We start from the raw sequence: 17,514 nt of genomic DNA on the forward strand, positions 1-17,514 counted from the left end.
AGACATGACCGCACGCCCTGGCGCGGTTGCCCGTTGAGCGGAGGGAGCTGGCCCGTGATCAAGAAAATCCTGATTGCCAACCGCGGTGAGATCGCCGTGCGCATCGTGCGCGCCTGTGCCGAGATGGGAATTCGCTCGGTGGCGGTGTATGCCGAAGCCGATCGCCATGCCCTGCACGTCAAGCGTGCCGACGAGGCCCACAGCGTGGGTGATGATCCCCTGGCCGGTTATCTGAACCCGCGCAAGCTGGTCAACCTGGCGGTGGAAACCGGCTGCGACGCCCTGCATCCGGGCTATGGCTTTCTCTCGGAAAACGCCGAACTGGCAGAGATCTGCGCCGAACGTGGGATCAAGTTTATTGGCCCGTCGGCCGAAGTGATTCGCCGTATGGGCGACAAGACCGAGGCGCGGCGCAGCATGATCAAGGCCGGTGTGCCGGTGACGCCGGGCACCGAAGGCAATGTCGCGGATATCGCCGAGGCTCTGCGCGAGGCGGAGCGTATCGGCTACCCGGTGATGCTCAAGGCCACCAGCGGCGGTGGCGGCCGTGGCATCCGTCGCTGCAACTCGCGCGAGGAGCTGGAGCAGGCGTTTCCGCGGGTGATCTCCGAGGCGACCAAGGCCTTCGGCAGTGCGGAAGTCTTTCTGGAAAAGTGCATCGTCAATCCCAAGCATATCGAGGCGCAGATTCTCGCCGACAGCTTCGGCAACACCGTGCACCTGTTCGAGCGCGACTGCTCGATCCAGCGGCGCAACCAGAAGCTGATCGAGATCGCCCCCAGCCCCCAGCTGACCCCCGAGCAGCGCGCCTATATCGGTGATCTGTCGGTGCGCGCGGCGAAAGCGGTGGGCTACGAGAACGCCGGCACCGTGGAGTTCCTGCTCGCCGAAGGCGAGGTGTACTTCATGGAGATGAACACCCGGGTGCAGGTGGAGCACACCATCACCGAGGAAATCACCGGGCTGGATATCGTCCGCGAGCAGATCCGCATCGCCAGCGGCTTGCCGCTGTCGGTGCAGCAGAGCGACATCATCCACCGCGGCTTTGCCCTGCAGTTCCGTATCAACGCCGAGGACCCGAAGAACAACTTCCTGCCCAGCTTCGGCAAGATCACCCGCTACTACGCCCCCGGCGGCCCCGGTGTGCGCACTGATACGGCGATCTACACCGGCTACAGCATTCCGCCCTACTACGACTCCATGTGCCTGAAACTGATCGTCTGGGCGCTGACCTGGGAGGAGGCCCTGGACCGCGGCCTGCGCGCCCTGGATGACATGCGCGTGCAGGGGGTCAAGACCACCGCGCCCTACTACCAGGAAATCCTGCGCAACCCGGAGTTCCGCAGCGGCCAGTTCAACACCAGTTTCGTCGACAGCCACCCGGAGCTGCTGGATTACTCGATCAAGCGCAACCCGTCGCACCTGGCCATCGCCATCGCCACCGCCATCGCCGCCCACGCCGGCCTGTAGGGGAAGGAATCAGACCATGAGCAAGCCCAAGAAAATCACCGTCACCGATACCATCCTGCGCGATGCCCACCAGTCGATCATCGCCACGCGCATGCGCCTGGACGACATGCTGCCGATCTGTCCCAAGCTCGATCAGGTCGGCTACTGGTCCCTGGAAGTCTGGGGCGGCGCGACCTTCGACGCCTGTGTGCGCTTTCTCAAGGAAGACCCCTGGGAGCGCCTGCGCAAGCTGAAGGCGGCGCTGCCCAATACCCGCCTGCAGATGCTCCTGCGTGGGCAGAACCTGCTTGGCTACCGCCATTACAGCGACGATGTGGTGCGCGCCTTTGTGGCCAAGGCGGCGGTCAATGGCATCGACGTGTTCCGCATTTTCGATGCGATGAATGATGTGCGTAACCTGCGCGTGGCCATCGAGGCGGTCAAGGCCGCCGGCAAGCATGCCCAGGGCACCCTCGCCTACACCACCAGCCCGGTGCATACGGTCAAGGCCTATGTCGAGCAGGCCCGCGCCATGCAGGCCATGGGCATCGATTCGATCGCCATCAAGGACATGGCCGGCCTGCTCACCCCCTATTCCGCCTTCGAGCTGGTTCAGGCCCTCAAGGCCGAAGTCGACCTGCCGGTATTTGTGCACAGCCACGACACCGCAGGGCTTGGCGCCATGTGTCAGCTCAAGGCCATCGAAGCCGGCGCCGACCATATCGATACGGCCATCTCCAGCTTCGCCTGGGGCACCAGCCACCCGGGTACCGAGTCGATGGTCGCGGCGCTGCGCGGCACGCCCTTCGACACCGGCCTGGACCTGGCCCTGCTGCAGGAGATCGGCCTGTACTTCCACGCCGTGCGCAAGAAGTACCACCAGTTCGAGAGCGAATTCACCGCGGTGGATACCCGCGTGCAGATCAATCAGGTGCCGGGCGGGATGATGTCCAACCTGGCCAACCAGCTCAAGGAGCAGGGCGCGCTCAACCGCATCAACGAAGTGTTCGCCGAGATCCCGCGGGTGCGTGAAGACCTCGGCTTCCCGCCCCTGGTCACGCCCACCTCGCAGATCGTCGGCACCCAGGCGGTGTTCAACGTGCTGGCCGGCGAGCGCTACAAGACCATCACCAACGAGGTGAAGCTGTACCTGCAGGGCCGCTATGGCCTGGCGCCGGGCAAGGTCAACGAGCAGCTGCGCAAGCAGGCGATCGGCAGCGAAGAAGTCATCGAAGTGCGCCCGGCCGACCTGCTCAAATCGGAAATGGCCAAGCTGCGTGAAGAGATCGGTGCCCTGGCCGCCTGCGAAGAGGATGTGCTGACCTACGCCATGTTCCCCGATATCGGGCGCAAGTTCCTCGAAGAGCGCGCCGCCGGCAATCTGAAGCCCGAGGCCCTGCTGCCCATTCCCGAAGCCGGTGGCGTGGCCCCGGCCGGTGGCGAGGGTGTGCCCACCGAGTTCGTGGTGGATGTGCATGGCGAGAGCTACCGCGTGGATATCACCGGGGTCGGCGTGAAGAGCGACGGCAAGCGCCACTTCTACCTGTCCATCGACGGCATGCCGGAAGAGGTGGTGTTCGAGCCGCTGAATGACTTTGTCGCCGGTAGCGGCAGCAAGCGCAAGCAGGCCAGCGCGCCGGGGGATGTCAGCACCAGCATGCCGGGCAATATCGTCGAGGTGCTGGTCAAGGTCGGCGATGTGGTCAAGGCCGGTCAGGCGGTGCTGATCAGCGAAGCGATGAAGATGGAAAGCGAAGTGCAGGCGCCAATTGCCGGTACGGTCAAAGCGGTGCATGTGGCCAAGGGCGACCGGGTCAATCCCGGTGACGTGCTGGTGGAAATCGAAGGTTAACCTCGAAGCCCCGGGCTGGTTGAACAGGCATTTGAACAGATTGCCGGGGCTTCTTTTTTATTGATGGGCGGCGTGCGCCGCGCGCATCTCCGTAGGGTGCGCCGTGCACACCAACCCAGGCGAGGAAGCAGCGGTGCGCATGGCGCACCCTGCAGACGCAGTGGCAATAGCCCGCTGTAATGGGTTGAGTCCCTTGGGAGCCGCAAGGCTCCCTTTTTTCCGGTTATGCCCCGCGCAGCCTGATACGCCAGCTCCCCCCGCTGGTGTGCAGGGTGCACGGTCCGGGTTTCAGCACAGCCTGGGCTGGGGGCATAACCTTTTCTTCACGGCCATGTGACGCGGCGGGCGTCTATGGTGAAACCAATAGCAGGGGAGGTGCGCGGTGGGTCTGGATCCGGTGGTGCTGTTCTTCGTCTTCGGCCTGACCGCCGGTTTGCTGAAAAGCGAGCTGAAGCTGCCGCCGGCGCTGTATGAAACGCTGTCGATCATCCTGCTGCTGGCTATCGGTCTGCATGGCGGGGTGGAGCTGGCCGAGCAGGGCAGCTGGCAGCTGCTCGGCCAGTCGGTGCTGGTGCTGGGCCTGGGCGTGGCCCTGCCGGTGCTGGCCTTCGCCGTGCTGCGCGGCCTGGGCTTCGATCGGATCAACGCCGCGGCGGTAGCGGCCCACTATGGTTCGGTCAGCGCCGGTACCTTCGCCGTGGTGGTGGCCTATATGCTGGCCAAGGGCATCGAGTTCGAGAGCTATATGCCGCTGTTCGTGGCCATTCTGGAGATTCCGGCGATCCTGGTCGGCATCCTGCTGGCCAAGGGCATGGCCCGGGACACCGACTGGCGCGAGCTGGGCCGGGAAATCTTCCTCGGCAAGAGCATCATGCTGCTGCTCGGTGGCCTGGTGATTGGCGCGATTGCCGGCAAGGAGGGCATCAAGCCTCTGGAGCCGTTGTACACCAGCATGTTCAAGCCGGTACTGGCGTTCTTCCTACTGGAGATGGGCCTGATCGCCTCCGGTCAGCTCGGTGCGCTCCGGCAGTTCGGCCTGCGCCTGCTCGGGTTTGCCCTGCTGATGCCGCTGGTGGGCGCCCTAGTGGGGGCGTTGCTGGCGCGCTTTATGGGCCTGAGCCTGGGCGGCACGGCGGTACTGGCCACCCTGGCCGCCTCGGCGTCCTATATCGCCGTGCCGGCGGCCATGCGCCTGGCCCTGCCCGAGGCCAATCCGTCGCTGTCGCTGACCGCCTCGCTGGGCATCACCTTTCCCTTCAATATCCTGATCGGCATACCGCTGTACCTGCTGTTGGCCGAGCAACTGATCGCCTGGGGGCTCTGAAATGGACGCACATACCCGCACCCTGCTGACCGTGATCTGCGAGGCAGCGCTGGAGAAGAAACTGGTCACCGATCTGGAGCAGCTCGGCGCCCCCGGCTGGACCATCTCCGACGCCCGTGGTCGTGGTGGCCGTGGCGTGCGCAGCGCCGGCTGGGACACCGAGGGCAATATCCGCGTGGAGATCATCTGCGCTCGCGATCTGGCCGAACGCATCGCCGAGCATCTGCAGGCGCGCTACTACGCCAACTTCGCCATGGTCTGCTACCTGGCTCAGGTGGAAGTGCTACGCCCGGAAAAGTTCTAACAGGCACCTTCCGCTACGCCAGGGATTTGTAGGGTGGATGACGCTTTTCTCATCCACCGTCGCAATTTGGTGGATGGATAAAGCGTCATCCACCCTACGGCTCGTTGACAGAGAATCTAGCTGCCAAGGCATCCGGGAAGCCATTGCGGTGTGATCCGCTGTGCCGCGTTGGCGTCTACCTGCCATCGTCCGAGGCGCGCTCGGACCTTGTGGCGAGCCTGAGCATGCAAGCGCTGTTGAATGAAATCCTCGATGAAGTCCGCCCACTGCTCGGTCAGGGCAAGGTGGCCGACTATATCCCCGCCCTGGCCACTGTGTCGGGCAGTCAGCTGGGCATTGCGGTGTACAGCAATGACGGCCAGCTGTTCTGCGCCGGCGATGCGCGCACGGCCTTTTCCATCCAGAGCATTTCCAAGGTGTTCAGCCTGGTGCAGGCCATCGGCCATAGCGGCGAGGCCATCTGGCAGCGCCTGGGCCATGAGCCCTCCGGGCAGCCGTTCAATTCCCTGGTGCAGCTGGAGTTCGAGCGTGGGCGGCCGCGCAATCCCTTTATCAATGCCGGCGCCCTGGTGATCTGTGATATCAACCAGTCGCGCTTCGCCGCCCCGGCACTGTCGATGCGCGACTTTGTCCGCCGCCTGGCCGGCAACCCCGAGGTGCTGGTGGATAACCGGGTGGCCGAGTCCGAGTACCAGCACCGTGCGCGCAATGCGGCGGCGGCCTACCTGATGCAGTCCTTCGGCAATTTCCATAACGAGGTGGAGGCGGTGCTGCGCAGCTACTTCAGCTGCTGCGCCCTGCGCATGAGCTGCGTCGACCTGGCCCGGGCCTTCTGCTTTCTGGCCAACCAGGGCTACTGCAAGCACAGCGGCGAGCAGATCCTGTCGCCACGCCAGACCAAGCAGGTGAACGCCATCATGGCCACCAGCGGCCTGTACGACGAGGCCGGCAACTTCGCCTACCGCGTTGGTTTGCCCGGCAAGAGCGGCGTGGGCGGCGGTATCGTCGCGGTGGTGCCGGGTCGTTTCAGCGTGTGTGTGTGGTCACCGGAGCTGAATGCCGCCGGCAACTCCCTGGCCGGGATCAAGGCCCTGGAGCTGCTGAGCGAGCGGATTGGCTGGTCGGTGTTCTAGCGGTCGGGGCCTGGGGTGGATATCGCGCTTTAAATCCACCCTGGCATCCGGTGGATCGATAAGGCGCGATCCACCCTACGGGCTTGAGTTGGCCGTAGATGGTGCTCTTTACGACCACCGTGGCATTTGGTGGATGGATACAGCGCCATCCACCCTACGGAAGCCTGCTGATCCATGTTCTAAATGCGGCGCGATCGTAGGGTGGATGTCGCTTTTTACATCCACCGTGACATTAGGTGGATCGATAACCGCCCGCCGCTTAAAACAGCTTGCGGTACTGGATAAAGCCCGAGCGTTCGGCGATGCGCTCGTAGAGCAGCATGGCGCGGCTGTTGCTCTCGTGGGTCAGCCAGTAGGTGCGTGAGCAGCCGTGGGCGCGGGCGGCCTGGTAGACATGCTCGATCAGTTGGCGGCCGGCGCCGCTGCTGCGCACGTCCTTGGCGATAAACAGGTCCTGCAGGTAGCAGTAGTCACCCACCGTCCAGGTCGAGCGATGGTAGATCCAGTGCACCAGGCCGATGGCCTGGCCTTCGTGCCAGGCCAGGGCGGCGTGCATCGGCTCGGCCGGGTCGAGAAAGCGCTGCCAGGTGGTGTCGCTGGTGGCGGCGTCAATCTCGGTCATATAGAAACGCTGATAGCCCTGCCACAGTGGCAGCCAGGCGGCGTGGTCGGCATTCGTGATCGGGCGTATCTCGACGGGAATGCGCACGGGCATGACAGTTCTCCTCTGTTAAGTGGCTGACCCCTACAGCCTAGCTGCAAAGGCGCAGGCTTCAATCGGCACGTTCGCCACACAGGTCCAGGGCAAACCAGCGTTCCACCTCGGCCTGGCTCAGGCCGGCACCGAGCAAGGCGAACAGCTTGCCCAGGGCCGCCTCGCGGGTCATGCCGCCGCCGCTGACCAGGCCGGCACTGGCCAGGGCGCTGCCGGCGGCATATACGCCGAAGTCGATATGGCCATGGGGACACTGGCTGATGGCGGCCAGCACGACTCCTCGATCGTGGGCGGCCTTGAGTGCGCCCAGCAATTCGGCATCGTCCGCCGGCCCCGTTCCGCTGCCGTAGCACTCCAGCAGCAGGCCCTGCACGCCGCTGTCGAGCAGGGCGCGCACCTGGGCGGCCTGGATGCCGGGGTAGAGCGGTAGCGCCGCCAGATTGACCGGCTGCCGGCTCTGGCAGTAATCGATCTGCAGGGGGATCTGCTCGGCGCGCTGGCCTTGGCGCTGGCGCGGCAGTTCATGGAAGGCGTCGAAGGCATCGCTGCGCAGCTTGCTGACCCGGGCGCCGTGCAGCAGCTTGCCGTTGAAGTACAGGCGCACACCGGGTTCGAGGCCACCCTGCAGCGCGGTCATTGCGCCGAACAGATTGCCCCAGGCGTCGCTGCCCGGGCTTCCTGCCGGCAGCATGGAACCGGTCAGCACCACAGGTACCGGCAGGCCCAGCAGGAGAAAGCTCAGGGCGGCGGCGCTGTAGGCCAGGGTGTCGGTGCCGTGCAGCAGCAGCACGGCGTCGCAGCCGTCCTGCTCGATGCCGGCGCGAATGGCCGCGACCATGGCCAGCCAGTTGTGCTGGTTCATATTGGCGCTGTCGATCGGCGGCAGCAGTTCGCGAAAGATCCACTCCGGCAGCGTCCGGTTTTCCTCGGCCTGGCGGGCGCGCAGGCGCGCTTCGAAGCCGGACGCCGGCGCCAGGCCGTTGGCGCTGGCCTGCATGCCGATGGTGCCGCCGGTGTAGAGCACCAGGAGTTTTGTGCAACCCATGGGAAAAGTCTCGATTGATTGTTCTTATTAAAAAAACAGGGAGCCTAGGCCCCCTGCTTCACGGCAATAGCCAGCAGCTTACCGCTGATAGACGCTGTTGCCGATTTCCGCGCGATCCAGCTCGGCCGGCTGGCTGTTCTGGCTGCCCCAGACAGCCGGGTCCAGATCCAGATCGGCGAACTGCTTGGCGTCCAGCACCGGCGACTCGACCCCGGCCTTGATCTGGCTGTCATAGTCGCGCATCAGGCGCAGGCCGACCTTGAACAGCAGGGCCAGGGCGATGAGGTTGGCGATGGCCAGCAGGCCCATGGTCACGTCGGCAAAGGCGAACACCGTGCCCAGATCCTGCACCGACCCCCACAGCACCAGGGCCACCACCAGCAGGCGGTAGACCACCACCGGGCCGCGCTTCTGGCTGAAGAAGCCCAAGGCGTTTTCACCCAGGTAGTAGTTGTAGATCAGGGTGGTGAAGACGAACAGCAGCAACGCCAGGCTGATAAACACCCGGCCCCACTCGCCGACCACGCTGGCCACGGCGGTCTGGGTCAGGACCACGCCGGCCATCTCGGTGCCCGGCTGGTAGACGCCCGACAGCAGGATGATCAGGGCGGTGCAGCTGCACAGGATCAGGGTGTCGATAAACACGCTGAGCGACTGCACGATGCCCTGGGCCACCGGGTGCTTGACCTCGGCCACCGCGGCGACGTTGGGCGCGCTGCCCAGGCCCGCTTCGTTGGAGAACAGGCCGCGCTTGACGCCCATGATGATGGCCGCGCCGATACCACCGGCAAAGGCCGGCTCCAGGCCGAAGGCGCTGTTGAAGATCAGGGCGAAGGTGGCCGGGATGGCCTCGACATTGCTGCCGATGACGAAGATGGCCATGGCGATATAGGAGAAGGCCATCACCGGCACCAGCACGTCGGCGAACTTGGCGATGCGCTGGATGCCGCCGAAGATGATCAGGCCGATCACGGCGGTGAGTGCCAGGCCGCTGACCAGGGTCGGCAGGCCGAAGGTGTCATGCAGCGAAGTGGCCACGGTGTAGGACTGCACGGCGTTGAAGCCGAAGCCGAAGGTCACCAGCAGCAGGATCGACACCACGATGCCCAGCCAGCGCTGGCCGAGGCCGTGCTGGATGTAGAAGGCCGGGCCGCCACGGTAAGTGCCATCCGCCTCGCGGCGCTTGTACAGCTGGGCCAGGGAGCACTCGAAGTAGCTGGTGGCCATGCCGACCAGGGCCACGATCCACATCCAGAAGATCGCGCCGGGCCCACCGAGCATGATGGCCACCGACACCCCGGCGATATTGCCGGCGCCGACGCGGCCGGCCACCGACAGCATCAGCGCCTGGAACGAGCTGAGCTGGCCGGGCTGGCGCTGGAAGGCTTCGCTGAAGATGCGGAACATGCGGCCGAAGTAGCGGAACTGGACGAAACGCGAGGCGAGGGTGAAGTACAGACCAAGGCCGATCAGCATCACGATCAGCAGCTTGCTCCAGATCAGGTCATTGAGAATATCGAGCATGGCAGGCGAGTCTCTCTTGTTGTTCTGGTAGGAATTAATGCGGGGGGCGAATAGTTGGCCAAGGCGCCCGGTCGGACAATTTCGCAGGTCGCGGCGAGTTGGCGCGAGTTGATGCTAGAATCGCGTCACCCGCGTCAATTGGAATGGTCATATGTCCGATCACTTCGGCCCCAACCTCAAGCTGCTGTGCAGTCACTACCGCTCGATTGCCGAGGTCTGTCGCACGCTGTCGATCAACCGCGCCCAGTTCAATCGCTACCTGGCCGGGCAGAGCCGGCCCACGGCGCATAACCTCAAGCGCATCTGCGATTTCTTCGGGGTCGAAGCCTATGAGCTGAGCCTGCCGCAGGAGCAGTTCGCCGAGCTGATCGGCGCCCGCAGTGGCCAGGGTGCGCGGCCCCGGGTCGACCCGCTGCTGGAGCTGTTCCAGCCCCTGGGCGAACACTCGCGCAGCCTGGAGCGTTACTGCGGCTACTACTTCGAATACTCCAACTGCATGTCGGTGCCTGGGCAGATCCTGCTGTCGCTGGTGCAGCTGCGCGAGGAGCGCGGCAGCTACCTGTTCGAGCGTCAGGAGCGCCAGGAGCCGTCCCGCGCCGATACGGGCAAGGCCGAGGACTGGGTGCGCTGCCGCTACCTGGGCGCGGCCTTCTACCTGCAGGACCGGCTGTTTCTGGTGGACTACGAGTCGCTGACCGGCAACGAGATGAGCCAGACCATCCTGATCCCCAGCTACAAGAGTCGTATCACCCGCCTCAATGGCATCAAGACCGGCGTGTCCAGCGGCGACCTGCGCACTCCGGCCTGCACCCGCGTGGTGTGGGAGTACCTGGGCACGGAGATCAACCGGGTCAATGCCTACCGCCAGGTGATGCTCTACAGCCCGGACGATCCGCGCATCGACGCCGATATCCGCCAGCGCCTGGCCGGCGCGCAGATCCGCCACGGTCTATTCGAAATCGAATAACCCCGTAGGGTGCGCCGTGCGCACCACCAGTCCTCTGTCTAGAGCCCTTTGCGCAGCTGCTCCAGGCGCCGCAGCTGGCGGCCCGTAGCGTCGAAGTTATCCGCCGCCAGCCAGCGTTCGAAGGCGGCGCGGCGCGCGGGCCATTCGCCGTCGATCATGGCGAACCAGGCGGTGTCGCGGTTTTGTCCCTTGACCAGCATATGCTGACGAAACAGCCCCTCATACACGAAGCCCAGGCGCTCGGCGGCGCGCATCGAGCGGGCGTTGAGGGCGTTGCACTTCCATTCCAGGCGGCGGTAGCCGAGGTCGTCGAAGGCGTGCCGGGCCAGCAGCCAGACCGCCTCGGTGGCGCCCGGGGTGCGCTGCATGGCGGCGCCGAAGGCGATATGACCGATTTCGATGCAGCCGTCCCCGGGGGTGATCCGCAGATAGCTCAGCAGACCCACTGCGCGCTGGCTGGCCAGGTCGATCACGCCAAAGAACAGCGGGTCGCAGCTTTGCGCATTGCCGGTCAGCCAGGCGTCGAAGGTTTCGCGACTGGCGAAGGGGCCATAGGGCAGATAGTCCCACAGCGCCGGATCACTGCCCGGCCCCTGCAGGGCCAGCCACAGGTCATCGCCATGGCGCGTGCCATCCAGCGGCTCCAGGCGCACAAAGCGGCCAGCCAGGGGCTGGTGTTGCGGCAGCGGGCAGGGCTGCCAGTCGGTCAGGGGGCGTGGATTCATGGGGCTGCCTCGGCTGAGTGATCGGCGGATATCCGCGCGGCCAGTTCGCGGTCGCGGGGATCGAGGCTGGCGGCCAGGCCTGCGCGCACGCCGGCCTGGTCGGCGGCGCTGCGGTTCTGCCCGAGTTTCCATTTGCCCTGTAGGTGCTCGATGGGCAGGGCGAAGCCGACGATGGCGCGCAGCATGGCGTCGAGGTATTCGCGCGGTGCCTCGTTGACGGCCCAGGGCTGGGCGCGGCCGGCCTCATGGTGATCGCTCAGGCGACTGACCAGTTGCAGCAGGCGCTTGCCATCCTCGAACACCTCGGCGCGGCCCTGGGCATGCACGGCGATATAGTTCCAGGTCGGCACCACCTTGCCGTGCTCGGCCTTGGCTGGGTACCAACTGGGGCTGATATAGGCCTCCGGGCCCTGGAAGATCACCAGCGCCTCGGCACCTTCGGCCAGGTCGCGCCACTGCGGGTTGGTCCGGGCGAAGTGACCGTAGAGGGTGCCGAACTGGCCTTCGCCTGGCTCCAGCAGCAGCGGCAGATGGCTGGCCTGCAGGCCGCTCGGGCCCTGGCTGACCACGGTGGCCAGGCGGCAGGCGAGTATCTGCCGGTGCAACTCGCCGAGGTCGTCCTGGCGAAAGGCGGCGGGTGTGTACATGGGTAGGCTCCTGAACTGGTGGGGCCATGCTAGGCAGAAGATTGGCCTGTTGTAAGATCCACTTCTTGCGACTTTCATGGGGCCAATCCATGCCGCTGTCCACGCCGCTTCCCGTCGACCTCTCCGGCATCCGCCTCGACCCGGCCCAGGGTCTGGCGCGCCAGCTGTATCAGGCCCTGCGCGAGCGCATTCTCGATGGCCGCCTGGTGGGTGGCACCCGCCTGCCGGCCAGCCGCGACCTCGCCGTACTGCTGGGCATCTCCCGCAATAGCGTGACCCGCGCCTTCGACCAGCTGTATGCCGAGGGTTATGTGCAGGGCCGTGTCGGTGCCGGCACCTATGTCGCCGAGCTGGCCGCGGTGGTGCGCGCGCCTGCCGCCGTGGGCACCACACCCGTTCGCCCGGCCATGCAGCGCCTGCAGCGGCACCATCTGCCCGAGCCGCTGGAGGGCGCGCCGCGGGCCTTTCGCGTCGGCGTGCCGGCCTTCGACCTGTTTCCCTTCGAGACCTGGGCGCGGCTCAGCGCGCGCTTCTGGCGCAAGCCCTCGGCGGCGCGCCTGGGCTATGGCGATCCGGCCGGCGACGCCCAGCTGCGCGAGCTGATCGCCGCCTACCTGCGCAACAGCCGCGGCCTGCACTGCGATCCGGCGCAGATCCTGGTGACCTGCGGCGCCCAGCAGGCCATCAGCCTGTGTGCGCAATTGCTGGTCGAGCCAGGCGATCGGGTGGCCATCGAGAACCCCGGCTATCGCGCCGCCGGCCATGCCTTCGCCGTGGCCGGCGCGCAGTTGCAGGGGATCCCGGTGGATGGCGAGGGACTGGACACCGCGGCGCTGGAGCGTGCCGGGGATTGCCGCCTGGCCTATGTCACGCCCTCGCACCAGTATCCAACCGGAGTCACTCTGTCGCTGGCGCGGCGCCTGGAGCTGCTGGACTGGGCCGAGGGCCACGACGGCTGGATAGTCGAGGACGACTACGATGGCGAGTACCGCTACAGCGGAACGCCCCTGGCCCCGCTGGCCGCCCTCGACCGCCAGGGCCGGGTGCTCTATGTCGGCACCTTCTGCAAGATCGCCTTCCCGGCGCTGCGCCTGGGCTACCTGGTGTTGCCGCCGGCCCTGGTTGAGTCCTTCGCCCGCCGCCGTGCCCTGGATATGCGCCACTCGGAGATCGGCAGCCAGGCGGTGATGGCCGAATTTATCGCCGCCGGCCACTTTCAGCGACATATCCGCCGTATGCGCAGCGCCGCCCGCAGTCGCCGCGATGCCCTGCTGGCCGGTTGGCCGCAGAATATTCCGGGCTGCGCGCCCTTGCCGACGGTGGAGGCCGGTCTGCACCTGTGCGTGCGGGTGACCAGCCTGGCCCGTGAACGCGAGCTGATCGCCGCTGCGGCCGAGGTGGGGGTGGAGTTGAATGCCCTGAGCGGCTACTGGCTGGCCGATAGCGCCGAGCCGGAAGACCAGCGTGCCGGCTTGGTGCTGGGCTTTGCCGCAGTGCCGGAGGCGCGTATCGCCGAGGCATTGCAGGCGCTGCGCCAAGCCTGGGGCCTTTAGCTGGCCATATCCAGACCTGCAGCGGGCAACGCCGGCCGATAGGCCCTTAACCGCCCCAGGCGCCAGGCGGCCAGGCTGAACAGCAGGCTGAGCAGGGCGCCGCACAGGAGCAGGGCCTGGTCGGCCGGCAGCTGTTCCAGCAGCAGGCCGGCGCCCAGACCGCCGGCGGCCGGCACCACCTGGCTGGTGATGGTGTAGAGGCTGAGCAGGCGCCCGCGCAGCCGCGCTTCACTTTCCTGCTGCAGCAGGGCGACGATCAGGCTGACCGCAATCCCGGCGCCCATGCCGTTCAGGCCCAGGCAGAGCAAGGCGCCAGCCAGGCTGCTCTGGGCGCCCAGGGCACTTAAAGCCAGACCGCTGACTAGGGCGCAGGCCAGCAGCACCCGGCCCTGGCCGAAGCGCCGCGCCAGGGGCAAAGCCAGGGCGCCGCCCAGCAGCAGGGCCAGGGCCAGGGCGCCGAGAAACAGGCCGCGGCCCAGTTCACCGAGCAGCAGGTGCTGCTGGGCGAAGCGCGGCAGCATCACCTGGATCGGCCCCATGGCCAGGTAGATCAGTACGGCGCTGAGCAGCGCCTGGGCCAGCAGCGGGGTGCCGAGGGCATAGCCCAGGCCCTGGCGGATGCGCTGCAGCACATGGCCGTCGCCGCCCAGGGCCGGCACCCGCAGGCCCAGCAGTAACAGCGCGGCCAGGGTAAACAGGCCCAGGCCCAGGCCGTGCACCGCTTCCCAGCCGCCCTGCAGGCGGGCCAGGGCCAGCAGCAGCGGGGCCAGGCCAAAACCGAGCATTACCAGGGCATTGAACAGCACCGCCAGGCGGGCCTGCTCGGCGCCGGCCAGGCGACCGAGCAGGGCCATGCGCGCCGGCGCCAGCAGGGCCCAGCCGACCCCGGCGCAGCTGGCGCCGAGCAGGTACAGCGGCACGCCAAACTGGTTGAAGCGGTGGGCGGCGGCCAGCGCCAGCAGGGCCAGGGCGAAGGCGCCATGGGCCAGCTGGGCGATGCGCTGCGGCGAATGCTGGTCGCACCAGGCCCCGGCCGGCCAGCCCAGCAGCAGCGGCACGCCGAAGCACAGGGCGAAGCCGGCGCCGGCCAGGGCATCGCGGCCCCAGACATCCTGGGCGTAGAGGATCACCGTGTAGTTGGTCAGGTGCCCGGCGAGAAAGCCGGCCAGGCAGGCGATAAAGAAGCGGATCAGATCCCAGCGGCTGTAGACGGGCACGGCAATCTCCACAAGGCAGGCGGGCGCAGGGCACCCGCCGAAGCTGCCATCACTCGCCGGGAATCAGGCGGATCAGGGTCGGCTGGCCGTCTTCGATCTGCCAGCTGGGGAAGGCGCTGTTGCTGGTGTAGATGCTGCCATCGGCGGCGATCTCCACATCCCGGGTAAAGCTGACCTTGCGCGGCAGCGGGTAGGTGCGCCATTCGCCGCTGGCAATATCCAGGCGCAGCAGGGTGTCGGAGCTGGTGCCGTTGACCCAGACCTGCTGGCGCTGGCGGTCGACATTCAGCGAGTAGGGGGTTTCCACGTCATTGATCGCGCTGGGCAGGGGGAAGTCGGTAAAGCTGCCGTCGGCGGGGCGATAGCGCACGATCTTGCCCTCGGGGAAGGCGCTGATCCACAGGTCGCCCACGGCATCCACGCGCATGCGTCGCGGCGCCTGGAACGGTGTGTCGATCACCTGCACGCTGTCGTCGGCCGGGTCGATCACGCCGATGGAGTCGGCATGCAGGCGGGCGAACCAGACCTTGCCGTCCGGGGCGATATCGATGCCATAGGGCATGGGCATGCCGCTGACCCGCTCGTCCACCGGCAGCCAGTGCATCGGCAGGCCCCAGTTCATCAGCCTGCGCACCACGCCGTTGAGGGCCAGGCCGATGGACTCCTTGGTGCTGCGCGCAGGCAGGTCATACAGGCGGAACTCGCCGCTGGCCCGGTCGAAGCGCGCCACCTGATTGGACAGCGCCAGGGTGAACCAGACCCGGTCCTGGGCGTCGATCCGCACCGTGTGCGGGTACAGGCCCTGGTCGAAATAGTGGGTGGTAAAGGTCTTGCTGGCCGGGTCGAACTCGAACAGGCGGCGCTGCAGCGAGGGGGTGATAAAGATATGGCCGTCCTTCGGCGATTCGGCGAAGGAGTGGATGCCGGCGGTGGTTTCCAGCTTGGGGTAGGTCTTCAGGCGGCCGCTGAACAGCCCGCCGATCTCGTCGCCCTTATCCACCGGGGTCTTGTAGACCACGGCCTGACCGGTGCGCGGGTCGATCTCCCACAGGCGGTCCTGCAGGTTGTCGCCGACATAGACCTTGCCGTTGGAATGCAGCAGCAGGTCGTGCATCTGCGAGAAGGCATCACCCAGGGGCCATTCGACAATCCGGCTGCTGCTCAGGTGGTCCTCCCAGGGCTTGGCCCGGGGCACCTTGTGCGGGTTCTGGCGCAGATCGGCATAGCCCTTGTGGAACACCTCCAGCAGCGGCTGTTCCAGCTTGCTGGCCGGGCGCGCGCCGTAGGCGATCATGCGCTCCAGCACCTGCTGCCATTCCTCCAGGCTGCGCTCGCGGCGCATAAAGAAGCTGCCCTGCTGGTGGCAGAAGCCGCACTGCTCCAGGGCGGTCTTGCGCAGGGCCTCGTCGCCGCCGAAGTCGAGGGCGGCGAACCAGGCGTTGGCTGGCTGCTGGGCGGCCAGGGCGGCCGGGTCGGTTTCCGCCTGCAGGCGCAGGGTCAGCACGGCGTCGTGGGCCACGCCGTTCTGTTGCAGGTCACGGTAGCCGGGTACGCGCACCCGCAGGTTGAGGCTGACCGGCTCGGCGTAGTCGATCTGCAGGCGCCCGTCGGCGCCGCTGAAGCCGGTGATCTCCGGGCTGATGCGCTGCTCGCTGCGTTCACGCGGGTAGCCGTTGTCGTCACCGGCGGCGCGCCAGGGCCGTTCGGCCTTGAGGCTGACCATGGCCTGCGCCAGGGGCTGGCCGCCTGCGTCGCTGATCTGCAGTTGCAGGGCGCCTGCCGGCAGGCTGACGGCGAGCAGGGTGAGGCTGAGAAGGGTGTTACGCATGCTGCATCCCCTGGGCGTCGAGAAAGGCGATAAAGGCTTCGCGGCTGCTGTAGCGCGGCGTATAGCCGAACTCCTGCTTGAGCCGCTGGTTGGCCAGCACCGGGCGGTAGCGCAGAAAGTCCACCTGCTCGGGGCCGTACTGGGACAGGCGCAGGGGCTTGAGCACGGCCAGCAGGCCACGGATCAGGCCGGCGGGCAGGGGCAGGTAGGGCTTGCCGAGAATCCCGGCGATCTCGCGCAGGCTCAGGGCGCCGTCGCCGGCCAGGTTGTAGATGCCGCAGGCGCGTCGCTCCAGGCCACGGATGATGATGCTGACCACGTCCTGATCCCAGATAAACACGAAGCGGCTGTCGCGGCCGCGAATGCCCAACACCCGGGGCTTCTTGAACATGTCGGTGATCTGGTTATCGACCCGTTTGCCGAGCACGGTGCCGGGACGCAGGATCAGCTGGCCCAGCTGCGGATGCTGCTGCCGCGCCGCGCTCAGCAACTCCTCCACCTCGCGCTTGTGCTTGGCATAGGCGAAGTGCGGATGGCCGCGCAGCGGCTGCTGCTCGTCCAGCCACTCGGCATTCTCGGCGTGGTAGCCATAGGCGGCGCCGGAGCTGGTGACGATCAGCTGCTCGACGCCCGCGCGCGCTGCCGCCTCGACCAGAGCCCGGGTGCCGCCCACGTCGATGGCGTGCAGCTGCGCCGCGCTCATGCCCGGCGGCGGGGTGACCACCGACGCCAGGTGGACGATGGCCTGGGGCTGCCAGTGCGCCACGCACTGCTGCACGGCCAGGGGCTGGCCCATGTCCAGCTGCACGGGCTCGACATTGCTCGGCAGGCCGGCGCGGTTCAGGGGGCGGATATCGCTGGCGATCAGGCTCCAGTCCGGATGCTGGACAGCCAGTTGATCGAGCAGTTGGCGACCGATAAAGCCGGCCGCTCCGGTAATCAGGACACGCATGGGGAACTCCGGGCACAAAGCATTCACAGGTTGCTGGCCGCGGATTGGCAGGGTGCGCTGCGCGCACCGCGCAGTTTGACCTGTGGTGCGCACGGCGCAGCCTACCCAGTGTTTCAGCCCATGGCGCAGCAACCACCATGTGGCAAGCCTAGGCCCTGGCGCGCCGGCAGGCTGTGGCAAGGGCTGCCAAAGAGTCTGACCTAAGGTGCCAGGTGGCGATCGATCAGGCGTGGGGCAGGAATGCCGCCAGGCTTGTCCGTCATGCAGGCCGGCAGTGGT

Annotated in this window: 15 protein-coding genes; 7 read left to right on the forward strand and 8 right to left on the reverse strand. The window is 66.7% G+C overall.

The window, feature by feature from the left end:
* Positions 1-54 precede the first annotated feature (54 nt).
* From GJV18_RS02430 to glsB, 5 genes are all read left to right on the forward strand, one after another.
* Positions 55-1,470: an acetyl-CoA carboxylase biotin carboxylase subunit gene (locus tag GJV18_RS02430; RefSeq protein ID WP_160343133.1), complete on the forward strand. Its 1,416-nt coding sequence runs from the start codon at positions 55-57 to the stop codon at positions 1,468-1,470.
* Positions 1,471-1,486: 16 nt separating this feature from the next.
* Positions 1,487-3,301, forward strand: a complete 1,815-nt coding sequence (gene oadA / locus GJV18_RS02435; protein WP_160343134.1) for a sodium-extruding oxaloacetate decarboxylase subunit alpha — start codon at positions 1,487-1,489, stop codon at positions 3,299-3,301.
* Positions 3,302-3,683: 382 nt separating this feature from the next.
* Positions 3,684-4,625: a sodium-dependent bicarbonate transport family permease gene (locus GJV18_RS02440; RefSeq protein ID WP_160343135.1), complete on the forward strand. Its 942-nt coding sequence runs from the start codon at positions 3,684-3,686 to the stop codon at positions 4,623-4,625.
* A gap of 1 nt (position 4,626) precedes the next feature.
* The gene (locus GJV18_RS02445) at positions 4,627-4,929 is read left to right on the forward strand and encodes a DUF3240 family protein (RefSeq protein WP_160343136.1); all 303 of its coding nucleotides are present in this window, start codon (positions 4,627-4,629) and stop codon (positions 4,927-4,929) included.
* A 224-nt stretch (positions 4,930-5,153) separates the two neighbouring features.
* Complete coding sequence (glsB, locus tag GJV18_RS02450; protein WP_160343137.1) at positions 5,154-6,062, forward strand: glutaminase B; 909 nt, start codon at positions 5,154-5,156, stop codon at positions 6,060-6,062.
* Between the two features lie 259 nt (positions 6,063-6,321).
* On the opposite strand, the gene GJV18_RS02455 is transcribed toward glsB, so the two are convergent.
* The 3 genes from GJV18_RS02455 to GJV18_RS02465 form a co-directional block, all read right to left on the reverse strand.
* Positions 6,322-6,777, reverse strand: coding sequence for a GNAT family N-acetyltransferase (locus GJV18_RS02455; protein ID WP_178113405.1), 456 nt, complete (start codon positions 6,775-6,777; stop codon positions 6,322-6,324).
* 58 nt (positions 6,778-6,835) lie between these two features.
* On the reverse strand, positions 6,836-7,822 hold the full coding sequence (locus GJV18_RS02460) for an asparaginase (RefSeq protein ID WP_160343138.1): 987 nt from the start codon (positions 7,820-7,822) through the stop codon (positions 6,836-6,838).
* Between the two features lie 78 nt (positions 7,823-7,900).
* The gene (locus GJV18_RS02465) at positions 7,901-9,346 is read right to left on the reverse strand and encodes an alanine/glycine:cation symporter family protein (RefSeq protein ID WP_160343139.1); all 1,446 of its coding nucleotides are present in this window, start codon (positions 9,344-9,346) and stop codon (positions 7,901-7,903) included.
* A 151-nt stretch (positions 9,347-9,497) separates the two neighbouring features.
* On the opposite strand from GJV18_RS02465, the gene GJV18_RS02470 reads away from it, so the two are divergent.
* Complete coding sequence (locus GJV18_RS02470) at positions 9,498-10,313, forward strand: helix-turn-helix domain-containing protein (protein WP_160343140.1); 816 nt, start codon at positions 9,498-9,500, stop codon at positions 10,311-10,313.
* A 38-nt stretch (positions 10,314-10,351) separates the two neighbouring features.
* Here the strand turns inward: GJV18_RS02470 and GJV18_RS02475 are convergent, their stop codons facing one another.
* Together GJV18_RS02475 and GJV18_RS02480 are read right to left on the reverse strand one after the other, a co-directional pair.
* The gene (locus GJV18_RS02475; protein WP_160343141.1) at positions 10,352-11,038 is read right to left on the reverse strand and encodes a GNAT family N-acetyltransferase; all 687 of its coding nucleotides are present in this window, start codon (positions 11,036-11,038) and stop codon (positions 10,352-10,354) included.
* The gene (locus GJV18_RS02480; protein WP_160343142.1) at positions 11,035-11,685 is read right to left on the reverse strand and encodes an FMN-binding negative transcriptional regulator; all 651 of its coding nucleotides are present in this window, start codon (positions 11,683-11,685) and stop codon (positions 11,035-11,037) included. The genes GJV18_RS02475 and GJV18_RS02480 overlap by 4 nt, the downstream gene beginning before the upstream one ends.
* An 89-nt stretch (positions 11,686-11,774) precedes the next feature.
* On the opposite strand from GJV18_RS02480, the gene pdxR reads away from it, so the two are divergent.
* Positions 11,775-13,238 carry a MocR-like pyridoxine biosynthesis transcription factor PdxR gene (pdxR, locus tag GJV18_RS02485; RefSeq protein WP_160343143.1) on the forward strand — a complete coding sequence of 488 codons (1,464 nt, stop codon included), beginning with the start codon at positions 11,775-11,777 and terminating at the stop codon, positions 13,236-13,238.
* Here the strand turns inward: pdxR and GJV18_RS02490 are convergent.
* Genes GJV18_RS02490 through GJV18_RS02500 form a run of 3 tightly spaced genes read right to left on the reverse strand, consistent with a single transcriptional unit; the run spans position 13,235 to position 17,235 of the window.
* Positions 13,235-14,455 carry an MFS transporter gene (locus GJV18_RS02490; RefSeq protein ID WP_218571956.1) on the reverse strand — a complete coding sequence of 407 codons (1,221 nt, stop codon included), beginning with the start codon at positions 14,453-14,455 and terminating at the stop codon, positions 13,235-13,237. The two genes, pdxR and GJV18_RS02490, sit on opposite strands and share 4 nt — an antisense overlap.
* A 49-nt stretch (positions 14,456-14,504) precedes the next feature.
* Positions 14,505-16,283: a Vgb family protein gene (locus GJV18_RS02495; RefSeq protein WP_160343144.1), complete on the reverse strand. Its 1,779-nt coding sequence runs from the start codon at positions 16,281-16,283 to the stop codon at positions 14,505-14,507.
* Positions 16,276-17,235 carry an SDR family oxidoreductase gene (locus tag GJV18_RS02500; protein ID WP_160343145.1) on the reverse strand — a complete coding sequence of 320 codons (960 nt, stop codon included), beginning with the start codon at positions 17,233-17,235 and terminating at the stop codon, positions 16,276-16,278. Before GJV18_RS02500 ends, GJV18_RS02495 begins: the two co-directional genes overlap by 8 nt.
* Positions 17,236-17,514: the final 279 nt, after the last annotated feature.

Source organism: Pseudomonas xionganensis (assembly GCF_009763245.1).
Taxonomy (GTDB): Bacteria; Pseudomonadota; Gammaproteobacteria; order Pseudomonadales; family Pseudomonadaceae; genus Aquipseudomonas; species Aquipseudomonas xionganensis.